The sequence below is a fragment of the Mesorhizobium sp. M7A.F.Ca.US.006.01.1.1 genome, assembly GCF_003997935.1.
In the GTDB taxonomy this organism is placed as follows: domain Bacteria; phylum Pseudomonadota; class Alphaproteobacteria; order Rhizobiales; family Rhizobiaceae; genus Mesorhizobium.
In genome coordinates, this window is the sequence record NZ_RZQL01000213.1 from 1 (window position 1) to 12,159 (window position 12,159).

Below are 12,159 nucleotides of genomic sequence, written 5' to 3' on the forward strand. Positions count from 1 at the left end.
GACGATGACGCCGTCGCTGCCGGTGTCGAATTTCACGGAACGATCGAACCCGCTGCTGGCCACGCGCGACTTGATCTTTTCGGCAATCTCCTGAACGCTCACGCTGTTCTCCTTGTCTGGTTGCATCTGTCTCGCAACGGCGCTTCGATCCAGCCGAAGCCCATGCCGCGGTTTCGCGATCACGGTCGCTGCCGCATATAGCTTTGGGTTGACGTTTACGTCAACGCGGATTCCGGCGGCTGGTTCCTGCCGTTGCGGCAGGTTAGGCCCAATGGGATCGGGGCTTATGAGCAGGGCAACTCAGTGTTCCTTGAACGCCTTGGTCATTTCGCTCGCCGTCTCGCTTTTCTTGCGGCGCAGCCAGTTGTCGCGGATTTCGTCCTTCGACAGGAAATTGACCTGATCGATCAGAACCTCATGCACCAAGGGGGCGCCGACGCGCGCGTTGACGGTATCGCGGATCGCGGCGCGGAAGGCATCGAGATCGATCGTCACCTTGTTGGTGAAGTCGATCTGCGGATTGGAATAGAGGTAGGAATAGACCTGGTCGGTGATCAGCGCTTCGGCGGGAATGGACAGTTTCTTTATCTGCTCGGGTTCGACGGTGTAGACAAGCTTGGTCAGGAAATAGCCGCCGATCTCAGAATTGCGGATCAGCGGCACCGAAATGATGTCGGTCTTGACGTAGTCGAGGCCGCCCAGCATCGGCTTCGGCGTTTCGCCGACACCGCGCTCGCCGGCGGCCTGGAACGAATAGAACACGGCGCCCAGCGTTGCGGCGCAGATCCAGACGGCGATGGCGATGACCTTGATCATCGGGCCCTGTCATTCCTTTGGTCAGTCCCTTGCGATGGCAACGTGGCACTGCGCCGTTGCTTCGGCAGGATCTCCGACGTGTCGCTTATGTTCGGCATCATGCCTTCATCCAGCCGAACTCGCCGGCGGAGTAGGTGCCGTCGGTCTCGGCGCGCTGGATGGCGTGCCGGAGCAGGCTGGCGACTTCGTTGACCGCGCTGAGATGCGCCAGGATCGCCGCTTCGTTCTTCGCCAGCTTCTGGCGCAGCCGGGTCAGGCCCTCGCGGTGCTGTTCGAGGAATTCGGCTTCGCTGCCGCCCTTCATGGCGCGGGTCAACTCGTAGAGGTAGCGGCTCTTGCGGGCGTTCGATGCCTTGAGATCATAGTTGGTCGCGTTGCGGATACCGGCCGTCTCTTCCTCGACCACTTCCTCGATACGGCCGATGATGGCGGCGAGGTTGCCGGGCCGCGCGAACGGGATCGGCGCTTCCGACGCGGTCGTGCGTGCTGGCAGGTTGGGGGTGGATTCCGAAAAGTCGGCCATGGCGTTTCCCAGTTTAGATCTTGATATTTGTTTTTATGGTCGTCTCGTCACCGGTCATCGACCCCGCAGCCTTGCGCTGCAATTGGTGGACCAGCGAGGTCGACAGGCTGTTTTGCTGGTCGATCTCGGTCTTTTCCAACCCGCCCGAAACCGGACCGACCGGAACCACGCGCTTGCCTTCGAGATAGTGGTCGGCAAGCATCGATTTGGCGATGCCGATGCCGCCGCGCTCGGCCATCACGTCGGCCACCCGCTCGGCAAGCTGCGACTTCCACATGTCGCCGGCCAGGCCCTTGCCGTAGACGCCCTCGGTGTCCTTGGGCAGCATGTTCTGGATGAAGGTCTGCAGCACCATCGCCTCGAACTTCTTGAATTTCTTGGCAGGGTCGGTTGCAGCGGCGGCCTTGTCGGCGGTGGCGCGCGACAGGATCGAGCCGGCATCGACCGAAGCGGCGGTGTCGAGTGAAAACGTGCCCGCAGCGCCGCCGGCCCGCTTCGTCAGCGCGGCGCGGGCGGTCTCGATATCCGCCGGGTCGACGGCTCGGGCCACATCCATAACGATGTCGCTGGGTGGAGAAATCGCCAAGAAAGTCCGCCTTTTACTGGTTTTCCTTAGCCAGACCATGCCTCAACAAGCTTGTGGCAGGCTTGCGGGAAGGAGAGGGAGCGGAGTGCGGGGGATCGGATCGAAGCTGCCGGCTTCGCGCCATGCGTTGTCGGGCGGATTTTTCCATCGTCGCCTTTGGCCGGAAGCTGACGCTTGGCACTGGCTCGTGAAAAAGCAGCGTTATGATCGAAAGTGGCAGGTACCTCGAGGGCCGCCCGAAAACGGCACCGGTGTCGGCCCGCGAGCTTGCTTCGATGGTCCGAGGTGGGATTTCCGCCTCAGCCTCACTCCTTGACCGCCCCCGTCATCGAGGAGACGTAGTGCTCGACAAAGAATGAATAGAGCACCACCACCGGCAGGGAGCCGATCAGCGCGCCTGCCATCAGGGCTCCCCATTCATAGACGTCCGAACGTACGAGTTCGGTAAGCACGCCGACCGGCACGGTCTTGTTTTCGGACGACTGGATAAAGGTCAAGGCGTAGATGAATTCGTTCCATGACAGGGTGAAAGCGAAGATGCCGGCGGAGATCAGGCCGGGCACCGACAGCGGCAGAACTATCTTGGTCAGGATTTGCCAGCGGCTCGCTCCATCGATCAGCGCGCATTCTTCCAGTTCGAAGGGTATCGAGCGGAAGTAGCCCATCAAGAGCCACGTGCAGAATGGAATGAGGAACGTCGGATAGGTGAGGATCAGTGCGAACGGCGTATCGTAAAGGCCGAGGTTGAACACCATTACCGACAATGGAATGAACAGAATCGAGGGCGGCACGAGATAGGCCAGGAAGATCGCCAAGCCGACCTGCCGCGCCCCGGAAAACCTCAAGCGTTCGATCGCGTAGGCAGCGAACACCGCCGCCAGCAGCGACAGGAAAGTTGCGGCGGGCGAGATGATGAGCGTGTTGAGAAGCCAACCCGGATAGGACGTCTCGAAGAGCAGATACCGAATATGCTCGAGCGTCGGATGGACGACCCAGAGTGGGTTGAAGTTGGCATAATCCGTCATCTCGAGATTGGGTTTCACCGCCGTGATCGTCATCCAGTAGAACGGGAACAGCAGCACGATGACGAATATCAGGAGCGGCAGATAAACGGTCACCACGCGCCGGGGCAGGCTCTGAAGATAGCCCATGCCGCCTTCATCCGTGTTCGGACGATTGTTCGTTTCGATCGCGGCCATGTCAGTCTCCACCGCCCTGCTGCCATTTACGACGTTGCAGCCCGAAATAGCTGAAAAGGATCGCCGCAAGCAGGAACGGGATCATCGCCACCGCGATCGCGGCTCCCTCGCCAAGCTGGCCGCCGGAAATGCCGCGCTGGAACGAGAGCGTCGCCATCAGATGGGTGGCATTCACCGGTCCGCCGCGAGTCAGCACATAGATCAGCTGGAAATCTGTGAAGGTGAACAGGACCGAAAAGGTCATGGTGATGGCGATGATCGGCGTCAGCAGCGGCAGCGTCACATAGCGGAACAACTGCCAACGGCTCGCACCGTCAAGCGTCGCGGCCTCGTAAAGCGACTGGGGAATCGTCTGCAGGCCGGCCAGCAGCGTGATGGCCACGAAAGGAATGCCGCGCCAGACATTGGCAGCGATCACCGAGGCGCGTGCATTCTCCGGATCGCCAAGGAAATTGATGCGGTGGTCGATTAGGCCCATTTCCATAAGCGCCCAAGACAGAATGGAGAACTGCGAATCGTAGATCCACCAGAAGGCGATGGCCGAGAGCACCGTCGGCACCACCCAGGGCAGCAGGACAATTGCGCGGAAGAACGATTTGAAGGGAAGGTTCTGGTTGAGGATGAGCGCCAGCCAGAGGCCGAGCGCGAATTTCAGGATCGAAGCGCTGATCGTATAGAGCAAGGTGTTGAAGACGGAGAGCCAGAAGACGGCGTCGCTCCACAGATATTCATAGTTTTCGATGCCGATGAAGATGCCGGGGCGGCCGATGCGGGCGTCGGTGAAGCCAAGCCAGACGCCGAGCCCCAGCGGGTAGGTTAGGAAGACAAGCAGCAGTGCTGCCGCCGGAAGCATGAAGCCGAAGCCAAGTGCGTTCCGGCTTTCGCTCCAGCGCGATAGAAGCCGTGAGAAGATCGAAGATCGCGGCTGGATAGCAGCTGACGGCACGGCCATGGGTTGGCTCCTGCTGAGGTCTCATTGATCGGCCGGATCGGCCGCGACGCAATCCGAAGCCAGCCGGGCAGCCGCGCTGCCCGGCTGAGCCGGCTCAAACGCGATAATAGCGATTTGCCCGCTTCTCGGCCTCTTCCATTGCCTCTTGCGGCGTGGCCTGGCCGGTCACCGCTTTGGCGAACATATCGACCAGCACGTAGTCGGCCATGGTTGCCGCCGAAGCATAGCCGAGCGGCCCGGCAAAGCCGTTAGGCCGCAGGGTCGCCGAAGCCTTGGCGTAGGCGGCGTTGTTGGGATCGGCAGTCCATACCGGGTTGTTGTCGAACGCCTTCAGTGTCTGGCAGCAATATCCGGCCGAGGAGGTGATCCAGTCCTTCATTTGCGGTTCCTCGAACATGAACTGCAAGTACGCCTTGGCCGCGTTGGGGTAGGGCGTGTAATTGAAGATGACAGCCGTGGTCACCTGGAACAATTCGACGGATTTGCCGACAGGACCGATGGGCAGGTTGGTCGTGCGTATGTCCTTGGCGATTTCAGCCAGCTTCGGATCATTGTCCTTGTTGATTTTGGCGGTGTTGTAGGCCGAGATGCCGTTGGCGATGACAGCCAGTTCGCCGGCCAGGAAGGCGCGGTTGTTGTTGACGTCGAGCCAGCTTTCGGTGCCTGGAATGAAGGTCTTGTAGAGCTCCTGCGCGTATTCGATCGCCTTGAGGGTCTCGGGGCTGTTGATCGTTACCTTGCCACTCTCGTCGACCATCTGGCCGCCATGGCTCCACAGCAGCCAATGAGCATAGTTGTTGCCGTCGCCGACGCCATGGCCATGCGTGAAGCCGGCCGGATGTCCCTTGGCCTGCAAGGCCTTGCAAAGTTCCAGGAAGCCTTTCGTGTCCTTGGGAAACTCCGAAAAGCCGGCCTCTTTTACCCAGCTTTCCCGATAGACGATGGCATTTCCGATCGTGGCCAGTGGCAGGCCGATGAATTTGCCTTCCCGGGTCGCATATTGCTTTGGTCCATCATGCCAGCCGCCGTATTTCGAGCCGAGATACTCGCCCAGTTCGCTCACGTCGTGCAGCTTGTCGGGATATTGGTGCGGGTCATCGAACCAGACGAACATCAGGTCGGGGCCGGACCCGACATTTGCCGCGACCGCCGCCTTGGGGCGAATGTCCTCCCAACTTTCCTTGTCGACGCGGACCGCGACACCGGTCGCTTCGGTGAAGCGCTTGGTGTTGGCCAGCCATTGGTCCTCGTCGCCCTGGACGAAGGGCGACCAGCGCAGCAGCCTAAGCTTGGCGCCATCCTCGGGTTTGTATTTCGGTCCGTCCTGGGCAAGGGCCGGAGAGCTGATGAACCGACTTCCCAAGGCACCTGCCGCCGCGCCGGCGGTGGTGCGGATCACGTCGCGTCTGGTGAACTTCATGCTCGTTTCCTCCTGTTTGTTGTCCCTGCCTTGTGGTCCTACTGATCGGTACGTGTTTGAAACCTCTGTCCGGTTTCTCCGTGAAAGAGATGGATGAGGCTGGGCTCGGCCGTAAGCCGGATGGTTTCGCCCGGCGTGAAGGAATGTCGTTCCCGGAAATTCGCGACGATCTCTTCGCCGCCGGCCGTCCGGCCGATGAGCTGCACTTCGGACCCGGTTGGTTCAACCACCGCGACGGTGACCGGAATGCCCTGGTCGTCGGACAGCCGCAAATGCTCGGGCCTTATTCCCAGCACCACAGGCTCGCCGTTGGGGATGGAAAGTGCCGAGGCCAACGGGACTGAAATCCCCCCGGCACCGCGGAACGAGGGTGAGCCGTCGGTAGCGATCTCGCCCCTCAGCAAATTCATGGCCGGCGAGCCGATAAAGCTGGCGACAAAAAGATTGTTAGGCCGGTCATAGAGTTCCAGCGGCGGCCCTATCTGCTCGACGATGCCGTCATGCATGACCACGATCTTGTCAGCCATGGTCATGGCTTCGATCTGATCGTGTGTGACGTAGACTGTCGTGGTCTTGAGGCGCTGGTGCAGCTCCTTGATCTCGGCGCGCATCTGCACCCTGAGTTTGGCGTCGAGATTGGATAGTGGTTCGTCGAAGAGAAAGACCGCCGGATCACGCACGATCGCGCGGCCCATCGCGACGCGCTGGCGTTGGCCGCCGGAAAGCTGCCGAGGATAGCGCGCCAGCAACGGCACCAGCCCAAGGATTTCGGCCGCGCGGCGCACGCCTGCGTCGCTCTCCGGCTTGGAAACTCCTTTGAGCATCAGCGAGAACGCCATGTTCTCGGCGACGGTCATGTGTGGGTAAAGCGCATAGTTCTGGAAGACCATGGCGACGTCGCGCTCCTTGGGCGCAACGTTGTTGACGACACGTTCACCGATCGCGATCTGGCCGCGTGAAATCTTTTCCAGGCCGGCGATCATTCTGAGAAGGGTTGATTTTCCGCAGCCCGATGGCCCGACCAGAGTGACGAACTCGCCGTCCTCGATGTTCACGCTGACCCCGTGCAGGATCTCGACAGCGCCGAATGATTTATAGACTTCGCCAATTGCGACAGACGCCATCGGTCCTCCCAACAAATTCTCCGACGTCGTCGAAGGAATAACGCTTCCGCCAGCGACAGCCTTGGCTCCTCCCAGGCTCACGCTAGGCCGAGACGGTAGCGCTACCAAACCGGGCTGTAAAGCGTTTACGGGAAGGCCCGAATCTTGCAGGGCCCGCTTCGCGCCACGCAATACCCCCAGCTACTCCTGCGCCCTCTTCAGCGCGATCAAATCCAGCCGCTTGCGGTCGAAGCGTTCGCGTTCGTCGCGGTTGCGCACGTCCTGTAGGTGCGTTCGACCATGTTGGTGCGGGCGGTCCGGCGGCGATAGGGCTGACTTCCTGCCTGGCGCTCGGCGAGTTCGTTTCCTGCAAGCGGACATCCGCATGTCATCTGGATCTGCCTTCAAGCGGTCCTGGTGATATCCGGATCGAATGGCCGCTTTCCGTCTGGGCAGTCATTCCGAAACGATCCGCTTAGAATTCCACGTTGAGCTTTGCATTGAAGCCGTTCTGCTGGACGCCGGAGCCGAACTGACCCTGGTAGGCGACGCTGAGGGTTGCGGCATCGGTCAGGTTGAGATCGAGCCCCGCTTCGATGGCGGCACTGTCCTTGGCGATCGGTACGCCAGCGATTGTGAAGGCATCACCGGCAGAGAAGGCATGTGTGCTGGTCGGTATCATGTCGCCATAGGCATGGCGCCAGCCCAGCATGCCGCGCGCTGTGGCATTGATGGCGCCGAGCGTGAAGCCGGCGGAGGCTCTGAGACCAAACGTGGCGAAGGTGGCGTCGGTGGTCTGGCTGGCGCTGGTCAATGCCGCCGCACCGCCCTTTTCCGTGAAGCCGTCCGTATGCAGGTTGACATAAGCGAGGTTGGCAAAAGGCTCGAAGGCCGCGACTGGCGTATCGATGCGATAGCCGAGTTCCCCGAACGCCTGGAAGGTGCCAGCGTTGTAGTCGCTGCTCAGGCTGTCGGCAAAGCCGGGCATGGCCACCGAGCGCGATGTCTCGATGTCATGCCACGTATAGGCAAGCCCGGAGCGGAAGGCGAGAGCGCCCCGCTGCGTGCCACCATAAAGGCCCAGATGATAATTGTCGCTCGAGCCTGACGAGGATCGGCCGTCGGCATCGAAGCTCGTGCGGCTGTAGCCAGTCATGATGCCAAGGCGCACATCCTCCGCAACAAGGCCGTCGACGCCGGTAAGAAAGCCGCCGGTGGAGGTATCGAGGCCTGTGGCATTGCCGTCGCCGTCGAAGGAGCCCCATGACCCGAAAGCCGTGCCCCAGGCGGCAAGGCGATCGGTGGTGGCAGGCGCCAGCACCGGACCGCCCTCGCCATAGGCCAGCACCGGGATTGCCGGGATACCTACCCCCTCGAAGGCCGCGCGCAGGCGGTCGTTGATGGCATCGCGAACAAAATGGCTGTCCTCGATCAGCGTGAATTTGGCGGACGCATGGATCTCGCCAGATACTGCATCGAAGGCTTCGCGTGCGGTTTCGTCGTCCGGCAGGCCGGCGATTGCATCGTAGATCGGGTTGCCCGGCCCGGCGCTTTCGGCGCCATTGGCGGTGGCACACTGGTTGCGGGTGCCGGCCACGTCGCAGAACGACACGTCATTGCGAGCAACGTCGAGATAGACATTGCCGGGATCGTAGACGAGTGCCAGATCGACAAACGGGGCGTTCTGGTCGAACGCATCATAGGTCCCGGTCACGCCCTGATCCGCGCTCAGGATTGTGTAGCGGGTTCCGGCACTGTAGCCGCCCGGTGCCTTGAGCGCGAAGACGGTGCCACCCTGGATGGTGGCTTTGCCCGTCACGTCGATCAGGTCGGAATTGCCGGCCGGATCGATCTCGGCCAGATAGGTCGAGCCTATCTCTTGTGTGTAGTCGCCTGACACATTCAGCGTGCCGATCGAGTTGCCCGGCGTAATCGTGCCGCCAGAGGCGATCGTGGTCGTGCCCACCGTTCCCGAACCGCCGAGCGTGCCGCCGGCTGCAACCGCAATGGCGCCAGCAATGCTTGCCCCGGAATGGCTGCCGTCGCCGACAACGAGCTTGCCGCCGTCGATGGTGGTCAGACCGGTATAGGTGCTGACGCCGTTCAACGTCAGCGTGCCGGCGCCGGTCTTGACGAGGCTCCCTCCGATGCCAGTGCTGCCATCCTGGATGACGCCGCCGATCGTGTCGTTCTTATCCAATCCGCCAAGCGTCAGCATCTTCGAGCCGAGAAAGACGACGCCATCGCCCGAAAGCGAGCCAATCGCGATACCGTCGGACGTCATTTCGGAGATGTCGACCTTTCCCCCCGTATCGTTGATGATCGCGGCCCCATCCGCCGTGTTGGCGCCATGGAAGCCAACGAAGCCGCCCTTGTTAGTGATGGCGGCGCTGCCGGCAGACGCGGTGTCGTAGAAGTCGAGCGTTCCTTGGATTGTAACGCCAATCGTGGCATTGGCGGCGCTCGAATTGCCGTTGAAGGACGTCCTGCTACCATTGCCGGTGATCGAAGCCGCACCGGCCGATGTTTCGTCGTTGAAGTTGATGCGGCTTTGGGTAGTGACGATCGTCGCCGTTCCCGCCGACGCACTGCCATCGAAGCGCATCGTTGCGTTTGTTTCCATGACGATGTCGAGGCTCTCGGCGCTTGCATCATTGATGAAGCGGAGGTCACCGGCCTTGACATTCACCGGTCCGCTGCCGAGCGCGCCTGTCGTCGCCGCGGTGACGAATCCTGCCGAAACCGTCGTCCCACCGGCGTAGCTGTTGGCGCTCGAAAGCACCAGCCCGCCGGTCCCGGTCTTGGTGAGCGCGCCGGTCCCGGAGATGACGCCGTTTGCCGTCAGACTGCCATCCGTCCGGAACGTCCCACCGCCGGCATCCAGGGTGATGTTGCGCGCCGTCGCGAACGCCGCCGTGTTCCGCAGCGTGCCGCCGTTGAATGTCAGGGCACCGCTTGCAGCGCCGAGATTGGCATCGGAAGAAACGGAAATAATCCCGCCCAGAAGCCGCGTGCCGCCCTGATAGCTGTTGCTGCCTTCCAGGACGAGCGTGCCGCCTTCCGTCTTGCTGACCCCGCCCGCGCCTGTAATCGTCGTCGCGATGGCGGCTGCCGTGCCTGCCAGCACCCGGATCTCGGCATTGCCGGAGCCGCCTACGTCAAGTGTGCCTGGGCCTTCCAGGCGATAGCCGTTGTCGACGAATTGCAGGCCCTTGAAGCTTTGCGTTCCCTCGACGGCGATCGTGCCGCCGTCGAAGCCGCCCGGTTCGTTCTTGAACACCGCATGGTTGCCTGCCCAAGAGATGAGAGTATCGCCGCCCTGGTTCAGCCATTTTTCGTTCGTGGTGTTCCAGGTGCCGTCGCCGCCTTGCCAGTGCTGCAGCGTGTCGTCGCCGGCCGCTCCGATGAAGAGATCGACATTGCCGCCGCCCGCCTGAATCTCATAGGCGGCCGGATCGGAGAGCGGCGGCTTCGTGCCGATCTCCAGGCCGTTGTCGGTGAGGCTGCCGCCATAGGTCATCAGCCGGTAATAGCCGAGGCCCGCCGTGCCATCGGCCACGTCGCCGCTTTGTGACAGGTTGAGGGTGCCATCGAGCGTCAGATTGCCACCCACCCCGATGCGGTCGCTTATACCCGGAGAGCCGGCTGAACCGCCTGGATTGCCGAATTCGTAATCGAGAATCGACCCTGAAGAGAGGCCCAGATTTCCGGCAACCGTCAACGTACCCACCGAATTGCCTGGCGCGATATGCCCGCCATCGGCAACCGTCGTCGTGCCCACCGTGCCCGAGCCACCCAGCGTGGCGCCGTCCTCGACATTGATCGTGCCACCGAGGAAACCGGCACTGGCATGGTCTCCGACAAGAAGCGTGCCGCCTGCAACAGTGGTGGCACCGGTGAAGCCGGAACTGTCCGCGGCCAAAACGGTCGTGCCGCTTTCATGGAGGATGGTCCCCAAGCCGGTCAGGGAAGGGCTGAAAATCAGATCGGACCCATCGGGATTTCCCAGATGATTGAACACAACCGTGCCTGTGCCAGGGCCAAAAGCTATCGATGCCGCATCAACCGTGCCGGCGGCCTTCGCCACTTCCCCACTTGCCGCACCGATGTTGAGCGTTCCGAATGATCCTGTCTGGGCCGCCAACACAACAGCAGCAGGCCCCCCAGCAACCGAAACCTGCCCGCCCTCCGACAGAGTCAGCGTGCCCTTGCCAACGAAGCCAACGGCAATGAAGGTGTTGCCTGTCCAAACCGACCCGCGGCCCGTAATATTCACAACTCCGGTGGCTTGAGCATCCGCACCAATAAGGGCGTTGCCGCTGGAAACCTGCCCGCCATCTTCAATGCTGAGCGATCCATTGCCATAGTGACCAACTGAGATGGTACCATCGAGTGTCCAACTCGAATCATTCCCGGAAATCACCGCGGAGCCAGTGCTGCCCGCGCCTTGCGCCAGAGCTCCTCCCGCAGCGCTGAAAACCTGACCGCCATTCTCGACGATCAGGCTCCCTTTCCCTTTATCGTGATCTCCGACAATAAGGAGGTTGGTAGTCCAGGTGGACGACCCTGAAACTCTTGCGGTGGCCGACTCGTCCGGATCAGTTCCGTCAGTATCAATGATCCCGGTAACTGAGGTGAGCTGTGTGTCGATGTCGAGCGTGCCTGCCGAGACGGCCACGTTGCCCGCGAGGTCGAAACTGTCGCCCGACAGCGTCAGCGTACCGGCGCCGGTCTTGGCGAAATGGCCGGGGCCGGTAATGGTCCCGGCATAGGTACCGTCGCTCGCCTGGTCGAAGACGACGATGCCGCTGCCCAGGCCTGAGAAGGTGAGATTGCCGCCGAAGCTGTTGGTGTCGCCGACCAAGGTGCCTTGATCGATGGTCCAGTCCTGCGCACCCGTGCCGGTCAGGGTCACGGTATTCGTCCCGGCCTTGTTAAAGCTCGTGAAGCCGACGAACTCGTCACTCGCACCTACCGTGGCCGTATTCACGAGCTTCGAGACATCGAAGGCCGGTGTGGAAGGCAGCGTGTCATAGTCCCCGAGCATCAAAGAGCCGGTCGCGCCACTCTCCACCACGACATTGCCGGTGATAATCGAGCCGTTTCGCAGGGAAAGCGTGTTGGCGCCGCCGGTGAAGGTGATGGCGTTAGCCCGGCCAAAGAGAGAATCTCCCCCAGTAATCACCCCGCCGTTAAGCACCGCCAAATTGGCCCCGATGATGCCGCTACCACCGTTTCCGTTACTGGGCGTCAGAGGAATAAAGCCGGGGGCGCCGCCACTGCCGGTTCCGCCAGCAGCGCCATAAAGGCCGCCGGTACCGCTATGGTCGCCCTCACCGCCAATGATCACCCCGCCGTTGATGATCGTCCCACCATTTCTGAGGTCGATCGCCGCGCCGGCGGATGCGGAAAGCCCGCCCTGACCACCGGCAATGCGACCGTCGTTGACGATACTGCCAAGATCTCCCATCACAATGGCTGTTCCGCCGGCGGCTAAAACCCCGCCCGTGCCACCGAGGACATCGCCATGGTTGGTCAAGTCGCCGCCGGTGTTCAAAAC

8 protein-coding genes and 1 pseudogene are annotated in these 12,159 nt (G+C 61.7%); all 9 read right to left on the reverse strand.

Annotated features, from left to right (window positions below):
• Positions 1–102 (reverse strand): annotated as a pseudogene (locus tag EN943_RS38505) (sterol-binding protein); the annotation flags it as partial.
• Positions 103–300: 198 nt separating this feature from the next.
• Positions 301–816: a hypothetical protein gene (locus EN943_RS28325; RefSeq protein WP_127415518.1), complete on the reverse strand. Its 516-nt coding sequence runs from the start codon at positions 814–816 to the stop codon at positions 301–303.
• Between the two features lie 97 nt (positions 817–913).
• Positions 914–1,339 (reverse strand): hypothetical protein, encoded by a 426-nt coding sequence (locus EN943_RS28330; protein ID WP_127270030.1) that lies wholly within the window; start codon positions 1,337–1,339, stop codon positions 914–916.
• A gap of 13 nt (positions 1,340–1,352) precedes the next feature.
• Positions 1,353–1,964, reverse strand: a complete 612-nt coding sequence (locus EN943_RS28335) for a rod-binding protein (protein WP_164778420.1) — start codon at positions 1,962–1,964, stop codon at positions 1,353–1,355.
• Positions 1,965–2,230: 266 nt separating this feature from the next.
• Positions 2,231–3,124 carry a carbohydrate ABC transporter permease gene (locus tag EN943_RS28340; protein ID WP_127415519.1) on the reverse strand — a complete coding sequence of 298 codons (894 nt, stop codon included), beginning with the start codon at positions 3,122–3,124 and terminating at the stop codon, positions 2,231–2,233.
• A 1-nt stretch (position 3,125) separates the two neighbouring features.
• The gene (locus tag EN943_RS28345; RefSeq protein WP_127415520.1) at positions 3,126–4,076 is read right to left on the reverse strand and encodes a sugar ABC transporter permease; all 951 of its coding nucleotides are present in this window, start codon (positions 4,074–4,076) and stop codon (positions 3,126–3,128) included.
• Positions 4,077–4,170: 94 nt separating this feature from the next.
• Complete coding sequence (locus tag EN943_RS28350) at positions 4,171–5,496, reverse strand: ABC transporter substrate-binding protein (RefSeq protein WP_127415521.1); 1,326 nt, start codon at positions 5,494–5,496, stop codon at positions 4,171–4,173.
• Positions 5,497–5,534: 38 nt separating this feature from the next.
• Positions 5,535–6,620, reverse strand: coding sequence for a sn-glycerol-3-phosphate ABC transporter ATP-binding protein UgpC (ugpC, locus tag EN943_RS28355; protein WP_127415522.1), 1,086 nt, complete (start codon positions 6,618–6,620; stop codon positions 5,535–5,537).
• A gap of 454 nt (positions 6,621–7,074) precedes the next feature.
• Positions 7,075–12,069, reverse strand: a complete 4,995-nt coding sequence (locus EN943_RS28360) for an autotransporter domain-containing protein (protein WP_164778421.1) — start codon at positions 12,067–12,069, stop codon at positions 7,075–7,077.
• Positions 12,070–12,159: the final 90 nt, after the last annotated feature.

Bases quoted from the DNA above. Each gene is read 5' to 3' on its own strand.
- EN943_RS28335 (WP_164778420.1), bottom strand. From the start codon at position 1,964: ATGGTCTGGCTAAGGAAAACCAGTAAAAGGCGGACTTTCTTGGCGATT.
- EN943_RS28350 (WP_127415521.1), bottom strand. From the start codon at position 5,496: ATGAAGTTCACCAGACGCGACGTGATCCGCACCACCGCCGGCGCGGCG.
- ugpC (WP_127415522.1), bottom strand. From the start codon at position 6,620: ATGGCGTCTGTCGCAATTGGCGAAGTCTATAAATCATTCGGCGCTGTC.
- EN943_RS28345 (WP_127415520.1), bottom strand. From the start codon at position 4,076: ATGGCCGTGCCGTCAGCTGCTATCCAGCCGCGATCTTCGATCTTCTCA.
- EN943_RS28360 (WP_164778421.1), bottom strand. From the start codon at position 12,069: ATGGGAGATCTTGGCAGTATCGTCAACGACGGTCGCATTGCCGGTGGT.
- EN943_RS28325 (WP_127415518.1), bottom strand. From the start codon at position 816: ATGATCAAGGTCATCGCCATCGCCGTCTGGATCTGCGCCGCAACGCTG.
- EN943_RS28330 (WP_127270030.1), bottom strand. From the start codon at position 1,339: ATGGCCGACTTTTCGGAATCCACCCCCAACCTGCCAGCACGCACGACC.
- EN943_RS28340 (WP_127415519.1), bottom strand. From the start codon at position 3,124: ATGGCCGCGATCGAAACGAACAATCGTCCGAACACGGATGAAGGCGGC.